27 protein-coding genes and 3 pseudogenes are annotated in these 26,117 nt (G+C 45.9%); 17 read left to right on the top strand and 13 right to left on the bottom strand.

From position 1 onward, the window contains the following. Window positions 1–260 precede the first annotated feature (260 nt). Window positions 261–2,042 (top strand): WD40 repeat domain-containing protein, encoded by a 1,782-nt coding sequence (locus tag RLO19_RS27420; protein WP_446360535.1) that lies wholly within the window; start codon window positions 261–263, stop codon window positions 2,040–2,042. A 230-nt stretch (window positions 2,043–2,272) separates the two neighbouring features. Here RLO19_RS27420 and RLO19_RS27415 read toward each other — a convergent pair whose 3' ends face one another. Both RLO19_RS27415 and RLO19_RS27410 read right to left on the bottom strand, forming a co-directional pair. Further along, window positions 2,273–2,620 (bottom strand): hypothetical protein, encoded by a 348-nt coding sequence (locus RLO19_RS27415; RefSeq protein ID WP_446360534.1) that lies wholly within the window; start codon window positions 2,618–2,620, stop codon window positions 2,273–2,275. A gap of 76 nt (window positions 2,621–2,696) precedes the next feature. Beyond that, window positions 2,697–2,948 carry a hypothetical protein gene (locus tag RLO19_RS27410; RefSeq protein WP_446360533.1) on the bottom strand — a complete coding sequence of 84 codons (252 nt, stop codon included), beginning with the start codon at window positions 2,946–2,948 and terminating at the stop codon, window positions 2,697–2,699. A gap of 116 nt (window positions 2,949–3,064) precedes the next feature. Between RLO19_RS27410 and RLO19_RS27405 the strand changes: the two genes are divergently transcribed. The 4 genes from RLO19_RS27405 (at window position 3,065) to RLO19_RS27390 (ending at window position 4,927) form a co-directional block, all read left to right on the top strand. Continuing rightward, on the top strand, window positions 3,065–3,307 hold the full coding sequence (locus RLO19_RS27405) for a helix-turn-helix domain-containing protein (RefSeq protein WP_446342568.1): 243 nt from the start codon (window positions 3,065–3,067) through the stop codon (window positions 3,305–3,307). 49 nt (window positions 3,308–3,356) lie between these two features. After that, window positions 3,357–3,593, top strand: coding sequence for a helix-turn-helix domain-containing protein (locus tag RLO19_RS27400; RefSeq protein WP_446360536.1), 237 nt, complete (start codon window positions 3,357–3,359; stop codon window positions 3,591–3,593). A 108-nt stretch (window positions 3,594–3,701) separates the two neighbouring features. After that, window positions 3,702–3,947 (top strand): helix-turn-helix domain-containing protein, encoded by a 246-nt coding sequence (locus tag RLO19_RS27395; protein ID WP_446360532.1) that lies wholly within the window; start codon window positions 3,702–3,704, stop codon window positions 3,945–3,947. 53 nt (window positions 3,948–4,000) lie between these two features. Next, a complete protein-coding gene (locus tag RLO19_RS27390; protein WP_446360531.1) occupies window positions 4,001–4,927 on the top strand; it encodes a BstXI family restriction endonuclease in 927 nt (308 codons plus the stop codon). A 15-nt stretch (window positions 4,928–4,942) separates the two neighbouring features. Here the strand turns inward: RLO19_RS27390 and RLO19_RS27385 are convergent, their stop codons facing one another. Together RLO19_RS27385 and RLO19_RS27380 are read right to left on the bottom strand one after the other, a co-directional pair. Next, window positions 4,943–6,019 carry a DNA-methyltransferase gene (locus tag RLO19_RS27385; RefSeq protein ID WP_446360530.1) on the bottom strand — a complete coding sequence of 359 codons (1,077 nt, stop codon included), beginning with the start codon at window positions 6,017–6,019 and terminating at the stop codon, window positions 4,943–4,945. 170 nt (window positions 6,020–6,189) lie between these two features. After that, entirely contained in the window at window positions 6,190–7,371 is a 1,182-nt protein-coding gene (locus tag RLO19_RS27380) for an RtcB family protein (protein ID WP_446360529.1), read from the bottom strand. Between the two features lie 148 nt (window positions 7,372–7,519). Between RLO19_RS27380 and RLO19_RS27375 the strand changes: the two genes are divergently transcribed. Together RLO19_RS27375 and RLO19_RS27370 are read left to right on the top strand one after the other, a co-directional pair. Continuing rightward, window positions 7,520–9,556 carry an FAD-dependent oxidoreductase gene (locus RLO19_RS27375; protein WP_446360528.1) on the top strand — a complete coding sequence of 679 codons (2,037 nt, stop codon included), beginning with the start codon at window positions 7,520–7,522 and terminating at the stop codon, window positions 9,554–9,556. A gap of 218 nt (window positions 9,557–9,774) precedes the next feature. After that, a complete protein-coding gene (locus RLO19_RS27370; RefSeq protein WP_446360527.1) occupies window positions 9,775–9,942 on the top strand; it encodes a metallothionein in 168 nt (55 codons plus the stop codon). Between the two features lie 102 nt (window positions 9,943–10,044). On the opposite strand, the gene RLO19_RS27365 is transcribed toward RLO19_RS27370, so the two are convergent. From RLO19_RS27365 to ppk2, 4 genes are all read right to left on the bottom strand, one after another. Further along, a complete protein-coding gene (locus tag RLO19_RS27365) occupies window positions 10,045–11,583 on the bottom strand; it encodes a bifunctional aminoglycoside phosphotransferase/ATP-binding protein (protein ID WP_446360526.1) in 1,539 nt (512 codons plus the stop codon). A 101-nt stretch (window positions 11,584–11,684) separates the two neighbouring features. Next, complete coding sequence (locus RLO19_RS27360; protein WP_446360525.1) at window positions 11,685–12,299, bottom strand: 50S ribosomal protein L25/general stress protein Ctc; 615 nt, start codon at window positions 12,297–12,299, stop codon at window positions 11,685–11,687. A 261-nt stretch (window positions 12,300–12,560) separates the two neighbouring features. Continuing rightward, on the bottom strand, window positions 12,561–13,898 hold the full coding sequence (locus tag RLO19_RS27355) for an adenylosuccinate synthase (RefSeq protein WP_446360524.1): 1,338 nt from the start codon (window positions 13,896–13,898) through the stop codon (window positions 12,561–12,563). Window positions 13,899–14,040: 142 nt separating this feature from the next. Further along, window positions 14,041–14,910 carry a polyphosphate kinase 2 gene (ppk2, locus tag RLO19_RS27350; protein WP_446360523.1) on the bottom strand — a complete coding sequence of 290 codons (870 nt, stop codon included), beginning with the start codon at window positions 14,908–14,910 and terminating at the stop codon, window positions 14,041–14,043. A gap of 55 nt (window positions 14,911–14,965) precedes the next feature. Here ppk2 and RLO19_RS27345 point away from each other — a divergent pair, with 55 nt between their 5' ends. From RLO19_RS27345 to ureA, 5 genes and pseudogenes are all read left to right on the top strand, one after another. Further along, complete coding sequence (locus RLO19_RS27345; protein WP_446360522.1) at window positions 14,966–15,181, top strand: hypothetical protein; 216 nt, start codon at window positions 14,966–14,968, stop codon at window positions 15,179–15,181. Between the two features lie 80 nt (window positions 15,182–15,261). Next, window positions 15,262–15,477: pseudogene (locus RLO19_RS27340) on the top strand (G-D-S-L family lipolytic protein); the annotation flags it as partial. Window positions 15,478–15,542: 65 nt separating this feature from the next. Beyond that, window positions 15,543–16,418 (top strand): urease accessory protein UreD, encoded by an 876-nt coding sequence (locus RLO19_RS27335; RefSeq protein ID WP_446360521.1) that lies wholly within the window; start codon window positions 15,543–15,545, stop codon window positions 16,416–16,418. 308 nt (window positions 16,419–16,726) lie between these two features. Further along, window positions 16,727–16,858, top strand: a pseudogene (locus tag RLO19_RS27330) (AI-2E family transporter); the annotation flags it as partial. A gap of 6 nt (window positions 16,859–16,864) precedes the next feature. After that, on the top strand, window positions 16,865–17,167 hold the full coding sequence (ureA, locus tag RLO19_RS27325; RefSeq protein WP_446360520.1) for an urease subunit gamma: 303 nt from the start codon (window positions 16,865–16,867) through the stop codon (window positions 17,165–17,167). Window positions 17,168–17,542: 375 nt separating this feature from the next. Here ureA and RLO19_RS27320 read toward each other — a convergent pair whose 3' ends face one another. Beyond that, a complete protein-coding gene (locus RLO19_RS27320; RefSeq protein WP_446360519.1) occupies window positions 17,543–17,860 on the bottom strand; it encodes a DUF3067 family protein in 318 nt (105 codons plus the stop codon). A 239-nt stretch (window positions 17,861–18,099) separates the two neighbouring features. Between RLO19_RS27320 and petC the strand changes: the two genes are divergently transcribed. Further along, a complete protein-coding gene (petC, locus tag RLO19_RS27315; RefSeq protein ID WP_446360518.1) occupies window positions 18,100–18,642 on the top strand; it encodes a cytochrome b6-f complex iron-sulfur subunit in 543 nt (180 codons plus the stop codon). Between the two features lie 76 nt (window positions 18,643–18,718). Continuing rightward, on the top strand, window positions 18,719–19,708 hold the full coding sequence (gene petA / locus RLO19_RS27310; protein WP_446360517.1) for a cytochrome f: 990 nt from the start codon (window positions 18,719–18,721) through the stop codon (window positions 19,706–19,708). Between the two features lie 133 nt (window positions 19,709–19,841). Here the strand turns inward: petA and RLO19_RS27305 are convergent, their stop codons facing one another. Both RLO19_RS27305 and RLO19_RS27300 read right to left on the bottom strand, forming a co-directional pair. Next, the gene (locus RLO19_RS27305; RefSeq protein WP_446335076.1) at window positions 19,842–20,009 is read right to left on the bottom strand and encodes a hypothetical protein; all 168 of its coding nucleotides are present in this window, start codon (window positions 20,007–20,009) and stop codon (window positions 19,842–19,844) included. 72 nt (window positions 20,010–20,081) lie between these two features. Beyond that, window positions 20,082–20,384 (bottom strand): RNA recognition motif domain-containing protein, encoded by a 303-nt coding sequence (locus tag RLO19_RS27300; protein ID WP_446335075.1) that lies wholly within the window; start codon window positions 20,382–20,384, stop codon window positions 20,082–20,084. 227 nt (window positions 20,385–20,611) lie between these two features. Between RLO19_RS27300 and RLO19_RS27295 the strand changes: the two genes are divergently transcribed. Continuing rightward, on the top strand, window positions 20,612–20,932 hold the full coding sequence (locus tag RLO19_RS27295) for a hypothetical protein (RefSeq protein ID WP_446360516.1): 321 nt from the start codon (window positions 20,612–20,614) through the stop codon (window positions 20,930–20,932). A gap of 101 nt (window positions 20,933–21,033) precedes the next feature. Here RLO19_RS27295 and RLO19_RS27290 read toward each other — a convergent pair whose 3' ends face one another. Then, window positions 21,034–23,019 (bottom strand): AMP-binding protein, encoded by a 1,986-nt coding sequence (locus RLO19_RS27290; protein WP_446360515.1) that lies wholly within the window; start codon window positions 23,017–23,019, stop codon window positions 21,034–21,036. A 313-nt stretch (window positions 23,020–23,332) separates the two neighbouring features. Here RLO19_RS27290 and RLO19_RS27285 point away from each other — a divergent pair, with 313 nt between their 5' ends. Together RLO19_RS27285 and RLO19_RS27280 are read left to right on the top strand one after the other, a co-directional pair. Next, window positions 23,333–24,736, top strand: coding sequence for an L-lactate MFS transporter (locus RLO19_RS27285; protein ID WP_446360514.1), 1,404 nt, complete (start codon window positions 23,333–23,335; stop codon window positions 24,734–24,736). Between the two features lie 125 nt (window positions 24,737–24,861). Beyond that, window positions 24,862–25,107: pseudogene (locus RLO19_RS27280) on the top strand (Uma2 family endonuclease); the annotation flags it as partial. A 125-nt stretch (window positions 25,108–25,232) separates the two neighbouring features. On the opposite strand, the gene rimM reads toward RLO19_RS27280, so the two are convergent. Continuing rightward, window positions 25,233–25,844, bottom strand: a complete 612-nt coding sequence (gene rimM, locus RLO19_RS27275; protein WP_446360513.1) for a ribosome maturation factor RimM — start codon at window positions 25,842–25,844, stop codon at window positions 25,233–25,235. Window positions 25,845–26,117: the final 273 nt, after the last annotated feature.

The following is a 26,117-nucleotide window of genomic DNA, read 5'->3' as shown; positions in this document are numbered from 1 at the left end:
ACCTACAAAATCTGTTTCTCATATTATTATTATACCTAAGATTAGAAAGAAAAGCAACTAAAGTTGCTAAACTAAACACATTGCTCGGTTTCATCCCTCGGATAAATCACGAGGGCTTTCACCATCGCTTATGACGTAAAACCGCAGAAGCCCTATTTACCTCCGGTCAAGGCTTTGAAGCCCGATTAGAAGCCCTGAAAGCGGGACGTAAACTGCAACAAGCTTCCTGGAGTCAAAAGGATACTCAGTTAAAAGCCAATGTGATCACCGCCCTGCAACAAGCCTTGGCTTGGGGAAGAGAACGGAACCAATTAGAGGGTCATACAGATAGAGTATGGGATGTCAGTTATAGTCCCGATGGGGAATGGATTGCGACTGCGAGTAATGACCAAACCGTAAAACTTTGGCGTCCAGATGGTACATTAGTTCGTACCCTCACCGGACACACTCAGCCAGTCCGGGGCGTGAGTTTCTCTCCAGATGGGCAAACCCTTGCCAGTGGTAGTTTAGATGGGACGGTGAATCTGTGGAATCGAGAGGGAACTCTGATTAAAACCATCGCCGCCCATGATAATGCGGTTAATAGCCTCAGGTTTAGCCCCGATGGTGAACTCCTCGCCACCGCCAGTGATGACCAAACCGTGAAACTTTGGCAGCCAGATGGCACGTTGGTGGGTACTCTGGAAGGACATCAGGGTCAGGTTTATGGCGTGAGTTTCTCTCCAGATGGTGAAACCTTGGCGACGGCGAGTTGGGATGGTACGGTAAAGCTTTGGACGCTAGAGGGTGAAGAACTGTTAACCCTGACGAGTCATGACGCTGGCGTTACCGGGGTGAGTTTTAGTCCAGATGGGCAAATTATTGCTTCAAGTAGTGCAGATAATACGATCAAACTCTGGAGTCAAGAGGGTAGCCTGATCACTACTCTCACGGGACATGAAAACCTGATCAATGGCGTGGTTTGGAGTCCAGATGGGCAAACTCTCGTCTCCAGTAGTGATGACCAAACCGTGAAACTCTGGAGTTTAGATGTAGAGACGTTGCATGCAACGTCTCTACAACAGACGCTGACTGGACATCAGGGTGCGGTTTATGGGATGAGTTTTAGTCCAGATGGGCAGACTTTGGCTTCGGCGAGTTTAGATAAAAGTGTGAAACTGTGGCAACTGGGTGAACGTCAGCTTGTTGATACGCTTAATGGACATCAGGATGCTGTCAATAGTGTCCGGTTTAGTCCCCAGGGGAATTATTTGGCATCGGCGAGTTCAGACAAGACGGTGAAACTCTCTTCGAGTGAGGGTAAAGAATTGGCGACACTGCAAGAGAATCGCGATCGCGTCTATGATGTGAACTTTAGCCCAGACGGTGAGACGATTGTCACGGTGGGTGATGACAAACTGGTGCGCTTGTGGAACCAAGAGGGGGAACTCCTGAAGACTTTACCAGGGGAAGAAAATCTAGAGGATGGACATCGCGATCGCATAAATCGGGTCAGTTTTTCTCCAGATGGTGAAACCATTGCCACGGCAAGTGAGGATGCGACGGTTAAGTTGTGGAATCCCAATGGAACACTCCTGAAAACCCTCGATGAACATAGTAGTGGCGTCAATGACATCAGTTTCTCCCCCGACGGTGAGATGATGGCTTCAGTTAGTGATGACAAAGCTGTGATTTGGGATAAAACTGGTACAGTAATCTCATCATGGCAGGCACATGATCAAGCGATCGAAGGCGTGAGTTTTTCTCCTGATGGGGAGACAATTGCCACCGCCAGTGAGGATAAAACGGTGAAACTGTGGAATAAAGACGGCGTTTTGCTAAAAACCCTCGCAGGTCATGATAATCCAGTTTATGCGGTAGCCTTCTCTGCTGATGGTCAAACCATTGCTTCAGGAAGTTTAGACGGAGAGATTAAACTGTGGCAAAGTGATGGCACGTTAATGGTTACTCTTAAAGGGCATCAGGATGAAATCACAGGTCTGAGTTTCCACCCAGATAATCAAATGTTAGCCTCTGCCAGTTTGGATAATACTATCCTTTAGGGATTATCTGAAGACTAACCCTAATGTAACAGAACGCGATCGCGCCCTTTGTGGCAAATAGTTTTAATTCCTACTTAGAGGCGGGTTTCACTATTATCCAAATGGGACTAAACCCGCCCCCCTGAAGGGCTGACTTGCTTGGCTTGTGCTTTCAGAAACTTGGTAAAAGGCGGTATTTCCATAGAAACAGACTATCAAAAAGAATTTATCAAAATTTTAGCCACTTCTAGTTATAGTAGACAAGATAACTCGGTGTAGCGTTGCTGGTATATAGCTTGAAGCCGATCCCAGACCTGTTTTGTATACCGTTGGGCTTCTTGCTGAATCAATGACCAGAGAAGGTTTAGGGCTTCTATAGTTGGACAGAAGCGGATCAGGGTACGGCAAGCCGCTACCCATTGTTCGAGATTGCGATAACTCACAAAATAACCGCCCCGTCCTTGGATATGTACCCAAAGAACATTGTGCCATTTTTCCCAGTTAAGGATGCGTTGGGGATCAATATTCAAGTATTTGGCGATTTGGTTAAGAGTGATGACAAAGGTTTGGGGATTAATACGGTGTCGGATTCGCATCATGGCTATTTTTGGGTTTTCAATAAAGTTTGATTTCCCCCCTTCCCGGGTTGAAGAGGTTAGGGGTTAAGTCTATTCATTAATCAATACGAAGGCGGCGGTAGAGAACACTCATCACTTCGCCAGGATTCTGCGTGGGTTGGGGCTTACTCCACTCGCTGACGTGGGCGTAGCCGAGGCGATAGAAGGTGTGAATGGTTCGGGTGACGCCTTGGGGTGAACTGATGATGATCACTTTTAGAGGGTGTCGGTTGTCTGGCGGGGGCGTAGATGGTAGAGGAGTTGCAGGATTGGGAGTTGGAGAGGAATCGCGGATAAAGTCTTCAGTCATTGGAGTTTACCTTTATTGCTGCAATAGTAGCCTTAATGGTCTACTAATAGCTTATCATAGCGTAGTCCATTAAGGAGCCGTTTACTCGGTTGTGAGCGTTTGCCACAATCAGAGTCATGGGACAAGCAGGCAAAGCCTTGAAAAAGGTGCTGGAAACGTATGAAATTAGTCAATATCGATTAGCGGCAGAATTAGGGATTGGACGCTCTAATGTATACCGTTGGGTAAATGAGGTGAGAGATCCAACGGCTGAAACTGTGAAAGATATTGTGCAAGTGCTGCGGAAGATCAACTCGGCGGCGGCGACGGAGTTTATCCGACTGTATTTGGGTGATAGTTCGGTGGATGGTGAGGAATAGTCATTGGAGGGTTAGAGGTGATCAAAGGTATTCGATGACCATAAAAACTATGGGAAAAGCAGGTGAAGCGCTAAGGCAGGTATTGCAGACGTACAAAATCAGCCAAAATCAGTTGGCAGTGACAATGGGAATTGGTCGCTCAACGGTTCACTATTGGTTTAATGGGACTAGAGATCCCGCAGCTGAGGCAGTCTTGGAAATTAGGAAGGCACTGCGGAAGATTGATCCGGCGGCGGCGCAAGAGTTTATTCGGCTGTATTTGGATGAGTCAGATGAGGATGAATAGTAGTTTTGGGAATTAAGCGATCGCCTATGTCCATTTTGTTACTTATAGTATTCAAAAAGTTATTTATTGTATGTAGACTTATTGTCTGCGCTCCCTAAAAATTATGCTGTGAGTCAAGATAGCAAATCAGATATTAAACAGCGCTTTGGCAAAGCGATAAGACGACGTCGGCGAGAATTAGATTTTTCTCAAGAGGAACTTGCTGAAAAAGCTGACCTTCACCGCACTTACATCTCAAGTATTGAAAGGGGGAGTCGCAATCCATCATTAGAAAATATTGAAAAGCTAGCTAAAGCACTAAATATATCTGTCTCTGCTCTCTTTACTAATTACGGCATTGAGGTAGAAGAGTGAAGGCTAAAAAAACTAAGCTAAGCTACAAACTTGGACTGCCAGAAGCCATAGCAATGAAAATCTACAAGACAAGTCAAACAAGGGGGGCTGAAAAAGATACTGTATACCAAAATCGTGTAAAGAGATGTAATACCGTCCTAATCCCAATCAGTTCTTGGAACAGTAACTTTATTCAACCAGAAGGTGGATTCGAGAAGGGTTATATCGTTCTTGCTTCTCCAGAATATTACTTTTCTGATAATCCTCCAGAGCCTCATCCCGATTTACCCAACGACCTAGAGCTTGGCAGAAATTTATTAGTTCTTTATGAAACAAGATATCACTGGAATAATTACCCTCCGAGTCAGTACGGTTGGTCTCCAGCAACTTCCCGAACTCCACCACTTGCCGGACAATACATTGCTCGTGTACCCGACACTACCCGTTCTGATGACTCTCAGATAAGACATGGATATACAGATAAAAAGACGGGAGGTCAAGGGGCAGGAATCCGCGTCTATGAGTATGCTTCTTCTCAAGAGATAGAAGCAACTAAGTATCAACTATCTTTTTTGGCTTGGCGAACAGAGGGGATTATGGGTATGGCTCGTCAAGAAGGGATATCGAATCTTGAAGAATGCCAGCAGAGGATCGAGAATAAATGTCAGGAAATGGATCTGGCTAATCTGGAAAAACTTCAGGAAAATAGGCTGCTGGATGGTCAGGGATGTACAGTTTGCCCTCTTTGTCTAGAGCGAATTTCGGCTAAAGAACTTGCTTCTCGTGTTGAACAAGCTGAGGGCAGGAATGTCCCAGATTTAACAGTAACTACAGCCAATCTTTTTCATGTTAAGGAATTAAGAGCAGGAGTATATAACCATCGACGTTATAACCTGGGATGGGGACATCACCACTGTAATGCAGCCGCAAGAGATTGGGGAGTTGAACATACGCTAGAATGGATGGAAAAAGTCCTCCGAAACAATCAACGTATCACATAGTTCTACTTGCCTATATTATCCATCGTTCAATAGCTGAAATAAGGGTTCTTTCTGCCAATCAAAGACTGATTTCTTAACTTCTGGTAATAACTCAGATGGCTCGGAACACCGTAGAGCGATTTTGTGACACCAACGCTCCTCAATTTCAACGAGAATGGCTTTACGCCCTAACATTTTAGCGGCTTGTCCCACAACACCTGAGCCAGCAAAGCAATCCAGAACGACGTCACCCGGATAAGAACTGGCTTTGATAATATGTGTAATTAGATCTAGGGGCTTTTCCGCTGGATGTTTACCCGGATAAGGTTTGACTGTAGGGAAATCCCAAACATCCGTGTAGGGGATATTAGCTGTTACACAGAAAGGTCTGATTATTTTCTCGTAATCAGGCAGTTCGGGAACTTGGGAACTGAGTTTAGCAAATACTGATTTTAGTTTTTGATATTGCTCAGGACTTGGGATATTTCTGCCAGTTTCCCAATTTGATACCGCACCACCGTGATTTACACTACCATACTCACCAATAGCTTCTGTTAGTTGAATTGTAGATAGTCCTGCGGCCAAGCGAGTTTTTCTAAGTAAGCTGCCAAATGCGGATAATGAAGTGGTAGCATCAGAGCGAGATGAGCATCTTCGAGTAGTCTGTTTAGCCTCTTCTGGAGATGCTGACTCAGCAAAAATAATCCGCTCAGAATGTAAATACCAACTGCGTAGACTTTCCTTGTTTGTTTTCTGCTTCCATCCGTCATACCCTGGAGCATTCGGCTTTGTCCAGGTGATTGAAGCGAGTACATTAAATCGTTCAGCTAACATCACCTCAATTCTGGCTGCCATCTTGAGAGAGGCACAACAGTACAGGGAACCGTTGGGAGCTAACACCCGTTGCCATTGCTCTGCTATAGTGTCTAACCAGGTAAGGTAATCTTGGTCATGTTTAAAGTCTTTGTCACCCGTAATGTTGGCTTTTTTTGTGGAATGATAAGGTGGATCAGTAAGAATGAGATTAACTGAATCATCAGGTAGCAAGCGCAGTGTATCTAAACAATCTCCCTGATAGAGAGTGACTTGAGGAGATTTTAGGTAAATTTTCATTATCAAAGGAAACGTTTGTCATGTCTACACTCATCCGATTTTAACTCAAATCTTGAGCATTGAGTCTGTGTTAACCACAACTTCTGTTTGTCTAGCATGAGGGAAGCTCATAAAAATAGAAAAGCAAATTTAGTATCAACAAATAAGGTGGGCAATGCCCACCCTACAAATCAACCTTTCACGCAAACCACCTGCTTTAGCGTCGCCACTACCTCCACCAAATCCGCTTGATTATTCATCACTTCATCAATGGGTTTATATGCGCCGGGAATCTCATCCAAAACCCCACCATCCTTCCGACATTCAACTCCTTGAGTTTGTGTCACCAAATCATCGAGGGAAAACTGTTTCTTTGCCTTTTTCCGAGACATTAAACGCCCTGCGCCATGGGAACAACTGCAATAACTTTCATGATTGCCTTTCCCTTTGACAATAAACGACTTTGCCCCCATCGAACCGGGTATAATGCCGTAATCCTCTTCACGCGCCCGTACTGCACCCTTGCGCGTTACATATACGTCTTCCCCAAAATGGACTTCTTTCTCAGCATAATTGTGATGGCAATTCACCTCTAACAATGGTTTAGTTGGCTTCCCACCTGCCAAATGTTGTTCCACAATTCGCTTAAAACGCGCCATCATCACATCGCGATTATAACGGGCATAATTCTGCGCCCATTGTAAATCTCGCCAGTAAGCAGCAAATTCTGGAGTTCCAGCAATAAAGTAGGCTAAATCTGGATCAGGTAAGCGATTCCCGGCTAGTTTCGCTAATTCCTTCGCGGTGCTAATGTGACACTGCGCCAAGCGATTGCCAATATTCCGAGAACCAGAATGTAGCATTAACCACACTGAATCCTCCGTATCGATGCACACCTCAATAAAATGATTTCCGCCACCCAGAGAACCCAACTGCTTCATCGCTTTTCCTTGCACATCCTGCACACCGCGATGTAAGTCTTTGAAATGAGTCCAGCCTTGCCAATTGCTGGCATCTTTTTCTACCTCTTTATTTTGGTTAAATCCCAGAGGAATAGCGGCTTCAATATCTAAGCGAATTTTCTTGAGTTTCCCCTCAAGTTGTTCTGCCCTAAATGGCGTTTTAATCGCTGCCATTCCACACCCAATATCGACTCCTACCGCCGCCGGAATTACGGCGTCTTTGGTGGCAAGAACCGACCCAACTAATGCCCCTTTGCCTAGGTGAACATCTGGCATCAACGCGACATGTTTAAACACAAAAGGTAAGGATGCCACATTTTTTGCCATCTTGGTTTCCTCATGACTTAAATCATGATTCGCCCAGGATAAAATGGGTGTATTTGTCGATAATTTCAGTTGTTCGTAAGGCATAAACCTGCGCCTCTAGCGCTAAATATTATTATTATACTACAAGTATAATACATAAAGACTCAATCGCGGGGATGAACTTATCGGGTGATGGCAACGTCAAGGCATCTGTCGTAATGTAACATCTGATACGCACTGCATTTTAACCCTTATGAAGCCTTCTCGACCTGTATCTGCCGGAAAATCTCTTGTTTGCTTCTCGTTTAGTGTTATTTCGCTACTATCCTTTGTCCCAGTATCCCGTAGCGCCCCCGATGGCACTCCTGATCAAACCGTCACCTGTGAAATCTTGGTGGTTGGGGGTGGATTAGCAGGTGCGGCGACAGCCTATGAAGGGTTACTCGCTGGGCGAACGGTTTGTTTGACCGAGATTACCGACTGGGTAGGGGGACAGATTTCTGCCCAGGGAACCTCTGCACTGGATGAACGCCCTACTCAGCGATCGCGTCTTTTCTATTCTCGCGGTTATTTGGAATTGCGGGAACGGATTAGACGCAAATATGGGGAACTGAATCCGGGGGATTGTTGGGTAAGTGAATCCTGTTTTATTCCCAGTGACGCCCATGCTATCCTCTTGGATATGTTGCGGGATGCAGCCAAACGGGGGAAAGGGACACTGAAGTGGTTTCCCTCCACGGTGATTAAGGAACTCGACTATAATCCTACCGGGAATCTGATTAAAAGTGCGATCGCCATTCAGCATGAACCTGCTGCTGATGCACCCCCCCTGAACACATTTCCCTTATCGCAAACGATTGAAGATTGGTATCAGTACCAAGATTCCCCCCGCTTTGACAAAACCATTATCCGCTTCACTCCCCAAAACCCATCACCCGGAAACGCCCCAGACTGGTATGTTGTGGACGCTACAGAAACCGGGGAACTGATTGGGTTAACCAATGTCCCCTACCGTTTAGGAATTGACCCCCGTTCCCATCTCGAACCCTCCTCTTCCAGCGTCACCGGGAATCCCTATTGCACTCAGGGGTTTACCTATACCTTTGCTATGGAAGCCACCCAGGAACCGCAAACCCATGAAATGCCACCCTTTTACCCTCAATACGAACCTTATTATAGTTATGAATTACCGCGATTAGCCGACTTTGGCTTAGTGTTTACCTATCGGCGGATTTGGAGTCCTAAAAAAGGTGAACCGCAGAAATTTGGCGGAATTTCCTTTACTGCACCCACCGTCGGGGATATCTCCATGCAAAACTGGACGTGGGGAAATGACTACCGTCCGGGTACCGAGGCTGATAACCTTGTGTATACTCCTGAGCAATTGCAACAGACGGGACAGTTAGCACCGGGTGGCTGGCTGGGTGGCTTGCGGACAGAGAGTTTACGCAAGGCTGAGGAACTCTCGCGAGGATATTTCTATTGGTTAGTGGCGGGAAATACGGACTCCCAACTCGGTGATGGAGTGAAGGAACCCCATCCTAGTTATCGTTATTTATCGGGTAAGACGTCTCCCATGGGAACGGTGCATGGGTTATCTAAGTATCCTTATATGCGGGAAGGACGGCGGATTATTGGACGCCCTGCATTTGGGTATCCGGAGGGGTTTACAATTTGGGAAATTGATATGTCTCGCCGCAATTACCGGGAGGATTATTACCGTCAAACCTTATCCCCCCAAATGTATCGCCAGTTATGGACGGCTTTGGCGGGACGAGAAGCGATTTCGGTGATTCAGGGTGAGGTATCGCCGGATGAGGTGAATCGACGCACTCGTTCGACAATCTATCCCGATTCCCTGGGAATTGGACATTATGCGATTGATTTTCATCCCTGCATGAGTTTCTCTCCCCCAGAAGCGCCCGGAAATACGGAACGGGAGGGGGAACGTCAAGGGGCGGGTCAAGCCTATCCATTTCAAATTCCCCTGCGGGCGATGATTCCGCAAAAGATTGACAATATGTTGGTGGCGGGAAAAAGTATTGCCACGAGTCATATTGCAGCGGCGGCGTATCGGGTGCATTCCTTTGAATGGTCATCGGGTGCAGGGGCGGGAACGACGGCGGCGTTTGCGTTGGAGAAGGGGATTGCACCGTTTGAATTGGTGGATGGACTCCCGCCTTATGATTCGCAGTTGCAGGTGTTGCGGCGGCGGTTAGAACGAAATAATAATCCGACGGCGTTTCCGGATACGTCGATTTTTAATCAAGATTGGGACGATTGGCGTTAAAGGAAACGTGCGATCGCGCTGTTTGTAGTAGCCTGTTTGTAGTAGCCACTTTAGTGGCTGTTTGTGCCTTGAGCCGACAGGGTGTCCAAAGTCCAATCGTTCTGAGAAAGGCTCTTAAGGGAAATTTAATATCTGAACGCTCATTCAGGTGTTACGATAAAAAAAATATCTGAAGACCTGTTCAGATATTGAGTTAAACTCTATTCTGGAGAGAAGTAATGACAACTGCTACTCAAACGCAATGTGCCTGTGACTCCTGTGAGTGCATGGTAAGTAACGATTCAGCCGTGCAAAAAGACGGCAAATACTACTGCAGCGATGCTTGCGCTAACGGTCATCCCAACGGAGCTGGCTGTGGGCATTCGGGTTGTGCATGTCACGCTTAGTCACGTCGCTGAAGGGGCGGGTAAGCTACTTGAATAGGAGGCAGGGTGTAGGGTATGGGGTGTAGTTCCCTGTTAAGCATTTCCCTCCCCTCACCACAATACTTATTCAGCAACCCCTAGCTGTGATTGCCAATCTTGAGTCGTGTCTAATGTCGTGACTAGAGATTGTTCCGCCTCGGTGAAGGGTTCAGCCGTAGCTTGTTGGCGAGTGAGCAAATCAGCCGTTGCATCGGATACATCTTTTGTGCGGGATGAGAGGCGATCGCGTAGGACTTCAATGGGGGCACTGCAGTGTAGAATCCGTAAGGGTAACTGATGTGACTGTGCTTTTGCGATCGCGTCCCCTCGAAATGCCTGTCGATCATACTTAGCATCGAGAATCACGGGGAAGCCTTGCTGTGCCAACATAATACCCAATTCTAACAGGCGATCGTAAGTTTTCTGGTTCATCTGTGGGGTATAAAGTTCATCGGGTCCTTTGTGATCCAACGGAATACCCGCTAAATGTTTACGTACCGCATCGGAGCGCAGGTGAATTGCCCCCAACTGCTGCGCCAATTGTCGTGCTACTGTGCTTTTCCCCGAACCCGATAACCCGGACATAATCACGACTTGTCCGGAATTCGTTTTCGTATATTCCCAAGCCAGTCGATAATAGTCCCCTGCTGTTTTAGCGGCGTCTTGCTTCGTCTCCTCTGGAACAGCCGGATCATCGAGTAAGAACGACGTAACCTTCGCCCGCACATAAGCTTGGCGGCTTAAGTACAATGGCAATACCTGCAACCCTTCCCAATCTCCGGTTTGCTCCAGATAGGTATTGAGAAACGCATTCCCCAAATCTTTGGCATCCCGCGCATCCAAATCCATCACCGCGAAGGCAATATCATACATTACATCCACAAAGCGGAACGGTTCATTAAATTCAATCCGATCAAACAGTTGAATCTTATCTTGCCACAGGCAAATATTTCTCAGGTGCAAATCTCCATGACATTCCCGAATCCGGTTATTTTCCCGGCGCTGCTCTAATAACGCCTGTCGTTGGGCAAAAAAGCGATCGCTAAATTGTTGAGTTTCTTTAAATTGCTGTTGGGTTTGCGGTCTACCGATATAGTTTTCCGTTTGCTGATAATTTTCGTCATAGGCTTCACGAATCTTCGCAGGTGTACCGAAACTGCAGATGTAGTCATTGGTTTGGCTTTGAGCATGGAATTGAGCCACGACTCGTCCCAGGTTCTCCATATCAGTTGCTGTTAATTTGCCTTGATCGAACCGCGTGCTAAATAGTGCCTCCTGGGGGAATTGGCGCATTTTCAGGGCATATTCTACAGGCTGAGTGTCATCGCCGAGAATAAAGCGATCGCCTTTTTGAGTAATCGGCAAAACGTCCAGATAAATCTCCGGTGATTGGGGTTTATTCATCTGTAACTCTTGCCAACAGAAATGCTCTCGTTTCTCCAAGGTTGAAAAATCTAAGAAGCCAAAGTTAACGGCTTTTTTGACTTTATAGGCATAATCCCCCGTCAGAAACACGCAAGAAACATGAGTCTGAATCAATTCAATGGGTGTTTTAACCGGATGAGGATAAAAATCCGGTTGCTTCATTTGGTTAATTAGATCTGAAATAGTGCTTTGTGACATATCATTTAATTTAGTTAAAAATATCAAAGGACAAGTGATTAATGACAAAAAAGCCAGGGATAATCTTATCTTCCCTGGCTAGAAAAGCAATTGCCCTCAGGTTAAATTCCTTCAGATAACAGGGATGTCGGTTTCTGTTCCTCGGAGGGTTCAGCCGCCATAGTGGGCGCACCCAGGACATTAACCACCGGTCGTTGTGGATCATCCATAGCAGTAGCGCCTGCAGGTAGGACAATTTCGTGAACATGCAAGCTGGCGCCTACATCCAAGTTCGAGATATCAACGTCAATGGTTTCTGGAATATTATCCGGAGCGCATTCGACTTGAAGTTCAGTCATGACATGTTCTACGATGCCACCTTGCTTCACTCCAACAGCAGTTCCGACCAAATTTACAGGTAAGGATATCTGGATGGTATCCTGAGTTGCCACAGAGAAAAAGCTGAGGTGATAAAGGATAGGCTTCCAGGGATGAGTTTGCACTTCTCGCAGCAGCACTTTTCCATTCCAAGGTAGGTCAGGAATGTTGACCTCAATTGGGGTATGGTTAATATCAGCCTGCTTGAGCAAGGTTTCTGCGGCTTTAGCTGGAACCGTGAGCGCGACTGATTCGGCTCCCTGGTGACCATAGAGTGTTGCTGGAATTAAACCCTCTCGACGTAAGGCGTTGGGTTTGCTTCCCTCGGCTCGCTTTTGACATTCAACTTTAACTTCCATAGTTAATCTTTTGGTTCAAGTGTTGGTGTTGTTGACATCCTCACCACGCCGTAGGGGGAAAGGTAACCAAACCCCTACGATCGCTTTTGGGGAGTTGACAGCTCTACGCACACCGCCTCATAAAAGGTCTTACACGCACTCCCTGTCCGTTTTAAGTCTCGGAATGCCCTCCCGCGACTACATGTATCGTTCAGTTCAAAAGTCAAATCCAATCTCACTATTGTTTTGACAAAGAACAAATGACAAAGGACAAATGACAAGTTATCCCGATGTTACTGGGATACCATTAGCATCTAGCAAGGCTCGTTTTGGTCCATGGATGGGATCTTCTACGATGATAGTCTGATCGCGGCTAGCACCTAAAGACACGAGTGCAATGGGAACTTCCATCAGTTCTGCTAGGAATTTTAGATAAGCCAACGCCTGCTTGGGTAAATCTTCCAATGTGCGACAGTGAACGGTGGATTGTTGCCAACCGGGTAGAGTTTTATAGATGGGTTTACACTGAGCAAACCGACGCGCATTGCTGGGAAAGTCCTCACAGCGTTGACCGTTGATTTCGTAGGCGACACAAACCTTTAGTTCTTCTAGGGTATCGAGAATATCAAGCTTTGTGATTGCCAGACAATCCATCCCATTAATGCGGACAGCATAGCGACCAATGACCGCATCAAACCAACCGCAGCGACGGCGACGTCCGGTTGTTGTACCAAATTCTGCGCCGCGATCGCATAATAGTTGTCCAAGGTCACCATGGAGTTCTGTGGGAAACGGTCCCTCACCAACACGAGTTGTATAGGCTTTGGCTACACCAATAACCCGATCAATCATCGTCGGTCCTACCCCTGCACCCACACAAGCGCCACCGGCTACAGGGTTAGATGAGGTGACGTAGGGATAGGTTCCATGATCCAAGTCAAGTAACGTCCCTTGCGCCCCTTCAAATAAGATATTGTGTCGTTGTTGAATGGCATCATAGATTTTGAGGGAACAATCAACAACATGAGGGCGTAATCGTTCAGCATAAGCTAGATACTGCTCAATCACGGTCGCGGGGTCTAGGGGCGGTATATTATAGAGTTTTTCTATAACAGCATTTTTATAATTAATGGTCCAATTAAGCTGTTTGCGGAGGATATCAGCGTCCATCAGATCAACGACTCGAATCCCGATGCGCTCCGATTTATCGGCGTAGGTTGGACCAATTCCCCGACCTGTGGTGCCGATTTTATGGTCTCCCCGTCGCTCTTCCGATGCTTGGTCAATTAACCTATGGTAAGGCATAGTGACGTGGGCAGTTTCGGAAATGAGCAGTTTTTGGGTAGAAATGCCTAATTGCTCTAGCTGATCGAGTTCACCAATCAGAACTTGAGGGTCAATCACTGTCCCCGAACCGATAATGCATTCTGTTTCTGGATACAAAATCCCAGAGGGAATCAGGTGCAGCTTAAAGGTTTGACCCTGAACCACCACGGTATGTCCCGCATTGACCCCCCCCTGGTAACGGACGACGACATCTGCGGACTTGCTTAGTAAGTCGGTGACTTTACCTTTTCCTTCATCGCCCCATTGGGCACCGATTACAACAACGTTAGCCAAGGGTTTATTATACGCGCTAAAGTTTACACAAATCACCATTATGTGCAGCAGGTGCGATCGCTGTCAATGGATTTGCTCATTCGTCCTTCGTCCTTCGTCTTGTGTTTGCACCCAGAGTCCCGCCGCACCCTACACCGAAACCTTAGAAAAGCTCTGGGACAAACGTTTGTGTAGACATAGGCGGACGAACATAATCCCATTCCTGCTGTCGGGGGGGTAATTCCATTGGGTCTGGTGTTAGATCTTTATAGGGGATCAGACTTAACAGGTGAGAAATACAATTGAGACGGGCACGTTTTTTATCATCGGCTTCCACCACATACCAAGGCGATTGCTTAATATCCGTCGCGGCAAACATTTCATCTTTAGCTTTAGAATACTCCACCCAGCGAGCGCGAGACTCTAAATCCATCGGACTAAGTTTCCAGCGCTTGGTTGGATCTTCCATGCGTTGACGAAAACGACGTTCTTGCTCATCGTCACTTACGGAAAACCAATACTTGATCAGAATAATTCCTGCTCGCTGAATCATGCATTCAAATTCTGGACACGATCGCAAAAACTCCTGATACTCATCATCCGTGCAAAACCCCATCACTCGTTCCACACCGGCTCGATTGTACCAACTGCGGTCAAACAGGATCATCTCCCCGGCTGCTGGCAGATATGGCACATAACGCTGAAAATACCATTGGGTTTTCTCTCGCTCTGTGGGCGTACCCAGAGCCACAACTTTACACACACGGGGATTCAAGCATTCCGTAATCCGCTTGATTGCGCCACCTTTCCCGGCTGCATCCCGCCCTTCAAAAACGACGACGACTTTTAATCCCTTTTGTTTAATCCATTCCTGCAATTTGACTAACTCCACCTGTAGCCGACGCAATTCCCGTTTGTAAACTTTCTTCTTCAGTTTCTTGGATTTGCTTTTGTCAGTTTTCACTTTTTCTTTTTCTTTGACCAGGGAATTTGTTTTATCTGTCGCTTTTCCGTTGGTTGACTTGTTGTACATTACTTAAAGATAGATCTAGCTAAGGCAATTATAGAAAACCGTACTACAATTTTTTTTGTATCAAAAATCACTCCCCAGCCTGAAAGACTTGTTGAACCGTCAAAACTGGAATGGTAATGACTTAAGGCGGGTGGGCATTGCCCACTCTACGGGATATCAATGGTTTCGGCAATCCCCAAATGCACGCTTGTTGTCAGTGCCATTAATCTTAACTGGGCGTTGGCTAACATCCTGCTTAGCTAACACAGAAAATCTAGTGATTATGGCGTGAGCCTCCGATAAGGTAACATTGTATCAACTCGTGTAAATGTATCGATTTGTTAACAAAGCCCAGACGAACTACAATTGTCTATGCAAACCATCGTTTCTCCTAGCCTTCACCCTTCCCATGGAAATCCAGGACACCCCCTAAAACTGGTTGTCTTGGGAGATAGCCTGATCTATGGATTTGGTGATCCCGAAGGCGGTGGCTGGGTTGAACGGCTGCGACGCCAATGCATGTTACCAGAGAGTTCCGGTCATGTACTCTACAATTTGGGCGTCCGAGGTGATGGTGTCAAGCAAGTCAATATTCAAGGGAGCGAGAATCAAGTGACTTCAAAAAATAAGAACTGCAAAATTTTGTCCCCATTGTGGAAAACCAATTCATTGATCCCCAATCTGAATATCTAATCTCCAAACAGAAGGGATGGCAGGGCAGTTTAGAGTTAGTCTATGCCGATGATCAGGGTAAAACCCGCTTAGTGCGCGATCGCATAACTTCCCCTCTGAAGGTGCAGCGCCCCTTTTACCCAGAAGGACAAAGGGTTTGTCATACCGTAGTCTTACATACAGCCGGGGGTATTGTCGGCGGCGATCGCTTATCTCAAACCATCCACCTGCAAGAAAATGCCCAAGCCTTGATTACCACAGCGGCGGCGAGTAAAATCTATCGCAGCAATGGGCAAAGAGCCAACCAACGGATTCATATCCACGTCGAAGCCGGGGCTTGTTTGGAATGGTTACCGCAGGAAACGATTGTATTTAATGGTGCCGTTTATCAGCAGCAGATGACGGTAGAATTAGCTCCGGGCGCCAGTTGGTTAGCCTGGGAAATTACCCGGTTTGGGCGTACTGCTAGGAAGGAGAGGTTCTTGCAAGGGGATTGGCGATCGCATAGCGAAATTTGGCAGCAAGGACGTCCGTTGTGGATTGATCGTCAGTGGTTACCAGGCGAAGCAGTGCTTGATAGTCCCCATGGATTAGCCGGACAGCCAATTGTCGGAACTCTGATCTGGATTGGGCAACCTGTATCATCGGAGATAGTAGACAATGCCAGAAGCCTGTGGACAGCCAGCCAGCGCCAAGGAGAAGCGGGAGTTACCCAAACTCAGGCACAAGGATTATTATGCCGTTATCGCGGTTCATCAACCACAGAAGTGCGAAACTGGTTTACCCAGGTTTGGCAATGTCTGCGCCTTACTTATTTAGGACGGAATGTTTCCCAACCACGAGTTTGGCTAGTTTAGCCAAAACACTGAAAGCTACACCCTGTCTCAAAGGACAGCACCCTCGTTGGATAGGTGGGATAATTTTGCCCTTAAACGAGAAAGACAACATTATCACCAATCACCCCACTGGGTCGCACAGAAAAATTTCTTGTCAATCCAAGGAAAATTAGACTCATCTTAAAAGATAAATGTGACAATAAAGTGATCACCTTAACTGTCATTCTAATTTTAGATGCTTCGGTAAATTTAGCATAAGTTCAATACCACTGAATCGATTAGATTTATGATTAATTTAACTAACCGTGAATTAATTCGATATTTACTTTCCAGTTGTCATGTTCTTTGCTTTATTAGTAGGTGCGAGAGTTGCCGGACTTTTGGTAGTTTTTCTGGCAATTCCTCTGGCTGGAGTTATGATCAGTTTGTTTGAAATCAATGAAATGAAGGGAAAAGACTAAGTCATTATGCAACTCTCACCCCAGGAAAAAGATAAATTACTGGTTTTCACCGCCGCCCTATTAGCGGAACGACGCAAAGCACGCGGACTCAAGCTGAATTATCCAGAAGCCGTCGCGTATATTTCTGCGGCTATTTTAGAAGGGGCGAGAGAGGGGCGTACTGTGGCAGAGTTAATGAGTGATGGAACTACTCTCTTAACAAGGGATGAGGTCATGGAAGGGATACCAGAGATGGTGCAGGAAGTCCAGGTTGAAGCCACCTTTCCTGATGGGACTAAACTCGTCACAATTCACAATCCCATCCGCTAGTTGCAGATTAGGGAAATTTTGAGGGGTGTAGGGGCGCAAGGCTTGCGCCCAATTTCACCGTAAAATCTATCCCACAATTTTAGCTGTGCCGCGCCAGTAGCAATATAGTTAGCTGGGTTAGTAATACCATGTCCGAAAATACCTCTCTATAGTTTTTAAGTGTATATTATCCCGCTTAATTGAGAATTTTGGGTAAATGCTAGTCATTCGCAACCTTCCTGGCTAATAGGACTTACTTATAAAACTAATTAGTTTTACCTATAAGTAAAAATACTCGATTTTCTCAAATCGAGCTGTGAAGTGTTGATGAAGAAAGCAAGCGTGTAATGTAAAGCTTCTATGAAGCGCAAGCAAATGCCTCCTGCCTCTTACCTCCTAAAAATCATCCAACATCCATTCCGACGCCCGCTCACCCATCTCAATGGGAATGCTCACGGCTTTCCCCAGTCGGGGACGTTCACGAGTTTGCTCAATGTACTCTTGCACTTGGGGAACCGCACCCCAACCATGAAGATAATGGGCAATGGCGTCCAGACGCTCTAGATACTCGACTTCGGAGAGGGGAAACGACTTCTGCTCTAGGTACTTCCACATCACCTGAACAAAGATTTTCCCTTGAGTCCGCCGAAGCTGGATATCATAAGAGCGTCCCCACTTGCTGAGCAGGATTTGGTGCAACTGTTGTCCTGTCATAAATCCCTTACCTAGCTGAGTGTTTACATTTTTTTACAAAGATAAAGTTTCTTGACTTTATGAGAAGGGTACAAAGAATGTAATAATACTCATAGCTTAAGCTGTAAATCCTTATGTGAGTAAGGATTGTGGCAACCCTGCTCGCTGTTGAATCCCTCTTCATAAAAGGAGCGGGGCTAAGAAAATGCTGGGAATCGTCCCAGAGTTGTTAAAAAAAATATACCCTTAGGCGTTCAGTTATGGCTCAAGTATCTGGCTCCCCAGATGTCCCCGATATGGGGCGTCGTCAATTCATGAACCTCTTGACGTTTGGTACGATTACGGGTACTCTCGTCGGTGCCCTCTATCCAGTCGTCAAGTATTTTATTCCCCCATCTAGTGGTGGTACTGGCGGTGGTGTCAGTGCCAAAGATGCTTTGGGCAATGATATTAAGGTGAGCGAGTTTTTAGGCAGCCATAACCCAGGCGATCGCACCTTGGCTCAAGGTCTCAAAGGCGATCCCACTTATGTAGTGGTGACCGAAGACAAAGCGATTGCTGACTACGGGATCAACGCCGTCTGCACTCACCTCGGATGTGTTGTTCCCTGGAATGCCAGTGAGAACAAGTTCATCTGTCCTTGTCATGGTTCTCAGTACAACAGTCAGGGCAAAGTGGTACGCGGACCGGCACCGTTGTCTTTAGCGTTAGTTCACGCCAACGTCACCGAAGACGATACCCTCACCTTCTCCCAGTGGACTGAAACCGATTTCCGCACGGGCGACAATCCGTGGTGGAGTTAATTATTTTCGTCATTTGTCCTTGGTGATTGGCAAATGACATAGCCCATTTTTGAATTGTGAATTTTTTCCTTAAGCGATGAGAACACCTTCTTTATCGGTGATGTACAAAAGCAGCAAGCGGATCATTACCCAAACCCTCTTGCTGACTTTGGCAACTGTGGCATTTTTCTTCATTAGTGATATTTCCCTTCCCCAATCTGCTGCGGCTTATCCGTTCTGGGCGCAGCAAACTGCCCCAGCAACCCCTCGCGAAGCAACAGGACGGATTGTTTGTGCTAACTGTCACTTAGCCGCGAAACCCACAGAAGTTGAACTTCCCCAATCCATTAAACCGGATACCGTCTTTGAAGCCGTAGTAAAAATTCCTTATGACCTTGACACACAACAGGTTTTAGGAGACGGTTCCAAGGGCGGTCTCAATGTGGGTGCCGTGGTTATGTTGCCCGATGGCTTTAAAATTGCTCCCGAAGACCGTATTCCTGAAGAACTAAAGGAAAAAGTTGGCGGACTTTACTTCCAACCCTATAGCGCCGATCAGGAAAATGTAGTCATTGTCGGTCCCCTACCCGGTGAACAGTATCAAGAAATTGTTTTCCCCGTTCTTTCTCCCAATCCCAAAACGGAAAAAGATGTCTATTTTGGCAAATACTCAGTTCACATTGGGGCAAACCGAGGTCGCGGTCAGGTTTATCCCGCAGGTAATAAGAGTAACAACACCGTCTACAATGCATCGAAAGCCGGTGTAATTTCTCAAATTACCAAGTTGGATGAAGGGGGCTACGAAGTCACCATTCAAACCCCTGAGGCGGGGACAGTTGTGGATTCCATTCCCCCTGGACCGGAATTAGTGATTTCACAAGGGCAAGAAATCGCAGCAGGTGAGGCTTTAACCACCGATCCCAATGTGGGTGGATTTGGTCAAGTAGACAGTGAAATCGTCTTACAAGACCCGACTCGGATTAAGTGGCTGATGGTCTTCATTGGCGCAATTATGCTTTCTCAACTCTTTCTCGTCTTGAAGAAGAAGCAGATTGAGAAGGTACAAGCGGCTGAAATGAATTTCTAAGTTCAGCGATTGGCTATTTCCCAGCCAACTCATTGTATTCCAATAAAAAAGGGACAGGTTAACTAGCCTGTCCCTTGTTTGATCGGTGTTTTATTGGGTTAACTTCACCCAAGAAAAAACTTATGAGTGATTACTACTCAGTTTCTTGTTCTTCACCTTCATTTTCGCTTTTATTATCGCGATTCCCAAAATAACGCTTGTTTCTTGAGAAAGAAGAAGATGATGACTTCTTGCGAAACTGTCGAGCATAAGCTTGGTTGCGAGAAGCTTTCTCTTTTTTCAAATTGCGGCGTTTAGCCATTTCGGATGTCTCCATCAATACAACAAAACGCTTCTGTAGATTCACACATAAGCGCCAAAGTCAACTCAAAGTTTAGAAGCGGTTGTTTCTACGACCGCCACCACCACCAAAAGAGCCTCTTTTTTCACCATCTTCACGAGGTCGCGCTTGATTGACCTTAAGTTCACGACCCATCCATTCAGCGCCATTTAGCTCAGAAATTGCTGAGGCTTCTTCGTCTTCTGTCCCCATTTCCACAAAGCCAAACCCCCGCAGGCGGCCGGTTTCGCGGTCAGTCGGCAAATGAACCCGCTTGACAGTACCGTACTCGGCAAAGACTTCGGAAAGGTCTTCCGAGGTAACGGAGTAGTCGAGATTGCCTACATAAATTGACATCGATTGATGTTCTCCCCAATCAGAAAGTGTGTCGAGAGCCAAGATTTCGGAGAACAGCCTGTCAATACTTTAGGGGAAAAACCTATGAATACTGAAAACAAACGTAGTCACCGCTTTGAGTCTCAACATACATTGTAACGAATTCCTGCGCTTTTCGGGAGCTATCCCTGATACATTCGACTGAGATACTTACAGCATCAGCATTTTCAACTCAAGTCTTGAGGTAGATGACAGGGGAAGGCATCGTTGCCAACAATAGTGAGATCGCTCAAGCAGTGCCTATGCGCGTATCGGGAAAAACGATTCAAATCCTACTGGCGATCATTGCCACGATCCTAGCGATCCTCCAGGGACGTACCCTCAAGCTTTCACCCTTTGTGGCGCTATTGTCGATTGTATTCTGGGGTTGGGTGTGGGGTATTCCTAGCGCACTACTCGGTATTCCCATGACCATGTCTGTGATTGTATTGAGCCAAGAGTTTGAATCAACTCGCGCGATCGCACTCCTGTTTGGTGATACTGATGACCCAGAGTTGAAAGAAAATTGAAATCTCTACCCACAGATAGGCTCAAGGCCCAATCCAAGTCGGTATTCTGACACCACCCCAACCGACACCTATTGATCCCACAAAGAAAGAAGATCAGTTAATCAAGTAAACATCTGATGAATCCGATCGCGATAACGATCTGCCACAACATTACGGCGAACTTTGAGCGTTTGGGTTAATAGACCATTTTCTATGGTAAATGGTTCTTCAATTAGCTCAAAGTGGGTAATCTGATCATCTGAACGATAACCTGTGCGATCGCGTACTTGTCGATTTAACTCTTGGCGAAATAAATTTCGCACGATTGGACTATTCAAATCAATTGTTCCCTCAACCGCTTGATTGGTTGGGGACTCATTTTTAGGAACCGTTGTCTGTAAGTCGCCTAAACCCGTATTGACTAACTCCTGTTCCAACGCCTCTAAGTTGGGGACAATTAAAGCACCCAAGGATTTCTGATCTTGACCCACTAGCATAATTTGGTCAATATAAGGACTCCGTAGACAAGCATCTTCAATAGGTTGAGGTTCTTTATTTTCCCCATTAGTCAAAACAATTGTATCTTTTGCTCGCCCAGTTAACACAAGCTGATTATCTGGCGTTAACCAACCAATGTCACCCGTATCAAACCACCCATCCTTATCGATCGCGTTTTTCGTGGCTTGGGGATTTAAGTAATATCCCTGCATGACTTGGGGTCCTTTCGCCATGACTAAACCGGGTTTTCCTGGGGGTAAAGTCTTTCGATTCTCCAATTCAACAATTTTGATTTCGGTGTTAGTTAAAGGTAATCCGGAAGTCCCCCGCAGATTTTTATGCTGACGCCGCGCCGTGAGTACAGGGGAGGTTTCAGTCAATCCGTAACCCACTAATATTTCAATTCCCACAATTTCAAAAAAGTCTTCTAAATGTTGCGCCAAAGAACCGCCACCGCAGATTAATTGTTTCACCTTCCCGCCCGTTGCTTGCTGGATTTTTTTGTAAACAATCATCTCGCCTAAAAAGTGCAGGGGGGATAGTAATATAGTCTTGATCCACGCCTTAACTAATTCGGAACGTGAAGGACTTAAATTTTGCAAATCCAATCCTTTACAGAGGCGAACCGCTTTAATATACTGTTTACTGATAGCCAAAAAGTTAGTAATTAATTTTTGCATCCGGGGAGGTTTATCCCGGAAGGACTTTTGGATACCTTCATAAATAGATTCCCATAAACGAGGGACTCCGACCATATATTGGGGTGTAAATGCTTGTAAGTCTTGCTTAAGATAGCGGCGATTGGTATAAATTTGCGTGCAACCTTGGCTGAGGGTAAAGTATTCGCCAATACGTCCAAAACTGTGCCAGGTTGGTAGAATGCTCAACGTGCGATCGCCGACTGAGGGTTGAATAATCGCTGATGCAGCAACCAGTTGATGAATTAAATTACCATGAGTCAGCATCACTCCTTTAGGTTGACCCGTTGTTCCTGATGTGTAAATTAAGGTGGCTAGGGTTTGGTGATTGGCGGGGATGGATTGTAACTGATGCTTTGAGGCGAGGGTCATGAGTTGACCGAAGTTCAGTTGTTTAAAAGGCAATGTGGTATCGACAGTTTCATCAGATAACAACACAACCCATTGCAGAGAAAATTGATATAATTCTGGGCAAAGATGATGATAGGTTTTCAGATTTTCGACCACCAAGCCGATGCTACCACTGTGTTTGAGGATATATAACAATTCCTCGCGATCGGCGGTAGCTGATCGCACAGCATTTGCCGCACCAGCAAGCATAATTCCTTGATCGGCAATTAGCCAACGTGGACTATTATCGGCAAATAAAGCCACACGACAAGGGATGTTTTCTGTCTCATCTTGGGGGATTCCTAACCGTTGAATTCCTATAGCAAATTGCTGAATTTCTTGATATAACTGCTGATAAGTTAAAGTCAAGCTGGGCTTGGCATGAGGATCGCTAAGTGCCACAATGTCTTTAAAAAGGATTGCGGTTTTCTGCCACAGTTCGGGAAGTGAATATAAGTTGGCATAATCGACGAGTCCCGTCATCTGGTAACGTTCTGTATCCGTAAACGAGTAATTTATCATGAGTCAAATCTCCTTTGCCAGTTATCAAAGGTAATCGCGGTTCTTCGCGGAACTTGAGGATGATTGAACTATGATGACAGAGATTGGGCTGAGAAGGTTTAACTAAAGGGGGCGATTTTGCCGTCTGTACAGAAGTTAGGGTCAAAATTTAAGTATAACCCTGGATTTTCTTATCGTAATGATTGGATTTTTCAATTGTTCTATTGGTTTACAGATCATCTCCTGCGGCTAAACTTAATTTATTTATTGCCGGATAGCCTGATAAAAAACGACTAAATCATTCATTTGATGACAGACGTGCCGTTGATTTTTTATGATGGACAGAATTAATTTATTTGAATTCCCGGACGAGGCTAAACCTTATGGACTGCAACCGGAATTAGGTAGGTGGCTGTTCATTCCTCTGGGGTTAATCGTATTACTTTGTTTGGGAACAGTCTATTCTTGGAGTATCTTCAGCGGTCCTTTTGAGGAGGAGTTGAACACCCAACCCGGAGCCATTCTGCTTCCTTTTCTAGTATTAGGGGTAACGTTTACAATCGTTATGCCAATTACTGGATTGTATATGAATCGCTGTAGTCCCCGAATTCTCACGGGTATCGGCGGAATTATTGTGGGAATTGGTTATCTTTTGTCCAGTCAAGTTACTAATTTACCCCTGTTGGTGATTAGCTATGGTTTAATTACTGGGATTGGCGTGGGGATGACTTATGGAGTCCCCCTTGTTGTCGCCGCCCGCTGGTTTCCCGATCGCAAAGGGTTTGCTGTGGGGATGACGGTGGTGGGTTTTGGTCTTTCGCCGTTGCTAACCGCCCCCTTAGCTTTTAATCTGATTCGGGGAAACGCCCAACTTGGTATTCCCTCCTTGGGGATTCGTACCACGTTTATTATCTTAGGGATTGCGTTTACGGCAATTATTTTGGTAATATCTACAACTCTGAAAATGCCACCACCGCGTTGGAAACCTGCGGGTTGGACGCCACCTGAAACCGGAACAGGGGGTGATGGTGAACGCGATCGCGTCCTCAATTTGCCGATGGTGCAAACCCAGACGTTTTATGGGCTTTGGAGTTGCTATATTATCGGTACATTCGTTGGACTCACAGCCATTGCTACCACGGCTCAAATTGGGCTGGAAATCGCCGGACTAGAACCGGAAGCTCTCACTTTAGCTGTTCCCTTATTTGCCGTATTTAATGGTATTGGGCGTCCTTTATTTGGGTGGTTAAATGATCGGCTTAAGCCGAAGTTAACGATTATCTTAATTAATGTGCTGATTTTGATTGCCTCAATTATCATGCTGAATACGAGTCAGGGTGAGCCAGTCAATTTTTTAGTCGCATTTTCTCTATTTTGGTTTTGTTTAGGGGCTTGGTTAGCCGTCGCCCCAGCCGCAACTTTAAGTTTTTTCCATCTGGATAATTACCCTAGTAACTATGGGTTAATGTTTACGGCGTTTGGGATTGGGGGATTGGCAGGTATTTTTACCGCCGGGGGATTAAAAGCTATTTTTGGCAGTTTTGCCCCCTTCTTCTGGGTGACTAGCCTCGCTGCGATCGCGGCAATTATTGTGGCGACATTCTTACTTGATCGTCCTCGGAAAACTGCGATCGCGGATGTCTTATTTCAATGGGTGATTCGTCCCATTAGTCCTGTACTACTGTCGTTGGTTGAATTTCTGTTGGTTCTGTCTACTCCCAAACCGCGATCTTTTTAATTAGAACTAAAGGAACCCCATGACAGCTATGGCGATTGAAATCGCTGCTACACAAACCAAGTCCGCCTGCGCGGACTGAATGATAACGGGGGTAGAAAACCCAGATTTAGTATTATATAATTTACCTTATCCATACTGATATTGACAAGTTACAACTCTATGCTATCTGGGAGTACCGGAATTTTGGCGCTATAATGGACGAATCTGGCGAATTTATCAACGGCAAGGCGGACAATATCAGGAAGTGGAGTCTAGCCTAACTTTTCCGTTTGTTCCCAAAGAACGCCTCTATGATTTTCTTGCGTCAAGCACAACAAGATGAAGTAGAAGCCGAGCAAAGGTTTCGAGCTTGGGTACGGCAACAGATTTAAACGTTTTGAGCCTTTTGCTATATCGGGGTACGATAGATGATGGCGTTGTTTAAAGGAGAACCTATTACAGTAGAGAAGCGAAGGTAAGCGAATTGCCTTTCAAAGAAATATTTCAGTAAAAAAAATCATAGCAAACCCTGAGGCGGTGTAATCTCAATCCGACGATTTTGAAGGTCTACTACTGGGACAATTTCATCAACAAAAGGAATTAAAACCGTTACTGGCTTAGCTGGTTTTTTCCTAGCTTTACGTTGCTTACTAATTCTATTCGGGAGTGGCGATTCTGGTTGAGCTGGCGTTGGTTCAGGTTGCTGGTGGAGTTTGACCTCTAAAAGCATATTTCCCGCCGGAATTACATCCACCACGACACCGACAGCTTCCCCAGTTAACTGGTGGAAAACCTCTAAATCCAGCACATCTAGGACATGGTATTCATTCTCCCCCAACTCCGGGCGATCGCTTTCTGGAACCAATAGGGTTGAATTCCGCAAGGCTTCGGCTTTTTCCCGGTTGTCCACGCCAGTAAGTTTTACTATATAGATCCCTTTATTGGCAATGTAACGTCCCCCTAATAATTCCACGGGTTGCGGTTGGCTATCATTAGATTGCTTTAACCAACGTTGTCCCGGTTTCTCGAAGCGTTCGGGAAAATCAGAATTAGGATAGACGCGCAATTCTCCTTTTAACCCTTGAGGGGCAATAATTTTACCAATTTCTAGCCAGTTGTCATTTGTCATTTGTCAGGGAACAGGGAACGGGGAACAGGGAATGGGGAACGTCTGGTTGATTTGGGTCTGGGCGAAGCATTCGCGCCGGGACTTTGGTAGAAAACCGAGACATCTGGACGCGAATGCTTCTCCCCTACGAATTTTTACGTCATAAGCGATGGTGAAAGCCCTCGTGATTTATCCGAGGGATGAAACCGAGCAATGTGTTTAGTTTAGCAACTTTAGTTGCTTTTCTTTCTAATCTTAGGTATAATAATAATATGAGAAACAGATTTTGTAGGT

The organism is Coleofasciculus sp. G2-EDA-02 (assembly GCF_040226375.1).
GTDB lineage: Bacteria > Cyanobacteriota > Cyanobacteriia > Cyanobacteriales > Coleofasciculaceae > Coleofasciculus.
The sequence above is the reverse complement of the archived record's forward strand: the minus strand, read 5'-3'. Positions and strand labels throughout refer to the sequence as shown.

Excerpts from the sequence above, each read along its gene's own strand:
- RLO19_RS27365 (WP_446360526.1), bottom strand. The coding sequence starts at position 11,583 with ATGTCACAAAGCACTATTTCAGATCTAATTAACCAAATGAAGCAACCG.
- RLO19_RS27290 (WP_446360515.1), bottom strand. The coding sequence starts at position 23,019 with ATGATAAATTACTCGTTTACGGATACAGAACGTTACCAGATGACGGGA.
- RLO19_RS27410 (WP_446360533.1), bottom strand. The coding sequence starts at position 2,948 with ATGACTGAAGACTTTATCCGCGATTCCTCTCCAACTCCCAATCCTGCA.
- RLO19_RS27380 (WP_446360529.1), bottom strand. The coding sequence starts at position 7,371 with ATGCCTTACGAACAACTGAAATTATCGACAAATACACCCATTTTATCC.
- RLO19_RS27400 (WP_446360536.1), top strand. The coding sequence starts at position 3,357 with ATGGGAAAAGCAGGTGAAGCGCTAAGGCAGGTATTGCAGACGTACAAA.
- RLO19_RS27300 (WP_446335075.1), bottom strand. The coding sequence starts at position 20,384 with ATGTCAATTTATGTAGGCAATCTCGACTACTCCGTTACCTCGGAAGAC.
- RLO19_RS27295 (WP_446360516.1), top strand. The coding sequence starts at position 20,612 with ATGACAGGGGAAGGCATCGTTGCCAACAATAGTGAGATCGCTCAAGCA.
- RLO19_RS27390 (WP_446360531.1), top strand. The coding sequence starts at position 4,001 with ATGAAAATCTACAAGACAAGTCAAACAAGGGGGGCTGAAAAAGATACT.
- rimM (WP_446360513.1), bottom strand. The coding sequence starts at position 25,844 with ATGACAAATGACAACTGGCTAGAAATTGGTAAAATTATTGCCCCTCAA.
- petA (WP_446360517.1), top strand. The coding sequence starts at position 18,719 with ATGAGAACACCTTCTTTATCGGTGATGTACAAAAGCAGCAAGCGGATC.
- RLO19_RS27415 (WP_446360534.1), bottom strand. The coding sequence starts at position 2,620 with ATGATGCGAATCCGACACCGTATTAATCCCCAAACCTTTGTCATCACT.
- petC (WP_446360518.1), top strand. The coding sequence starts at position 18,100 with ATGGCTCAAGTATCTGGCTCCCCAGATGTCCCCGATATGGGGCGTCGT.
- RLO19_RS27405 (WP_446342568.1), top strand. The coding sequence starts at position 3,065 with ATGGGACAAGCAGGCAAAGCCTTGAAAAAGGTGCTGGAAACGTATGAA.
- ppk2 (WP_446360523.1), bottom strand. The coding sequence starts at position 14,910 with ATGTACAACAAGTCAACCAACGGAAAAGCGACAGATAAAACAAATTCC.
- RLO19_RS27385 (WP_446360530.1), bottom strand. The coding sequence starts at position 6,019 with ATGAAAATTTACCTAAAATCTCCTCAAGTCACTCTCTATCAGGGAGAT.
- RLO19_RS27360 (WP_446360525.1), bottom strand. The coding sequence starts at position 12,299 with ATGGAAGTTAAAGTTGAATGTCAAAAGCGAGCCGAGGGAAGCAAACCC.
- ureA (WP_446360520.1), top strand. The coding sequence starts at position 16,865 with ATGCAACTCTCACCCCAGGAAAAAGATAAATTACTGGTTTTCACCGCC.
- RLO19_RS27375 (WP_446360528.1), top strand. The coding sequence starts at position 7,520 with ATGAAGCCTTCTCGACCTGTATCTGCCGGAAAATCTCTTGTTTGCTTC.
- RLO19_RS27305 (WP_446335076.1), bottom strand. The coding sequence starts at position 20,009 with ATGGCTAAACGCCGCAATTTGAAAAAAGAGAAAGCTTCTCGCAACCAA.
- RLO19_RS27370 (WP_446360527.1), top strand. The coding sequence starts at position 9,775 with ATGACAACTGCTACTCAAACGCAATGTGCCTGTGACTCCTGTGAGTGC.
- RLO19_RS27320 (WP_446360519.1), bottom strand. The coding sequence starts at position 17,860 with ATGACAGGACAACAGTTGCACCAAATCCTGCTCAGCAAGTGGGGACGC.
- RLO19_RS27285 (WP_446360514.1), top strand. The coding sequence starts at position 23,333 with ATGATGGACAGAATTAATTTATTTGAATTCCCGGACGAGGCTAAACCT.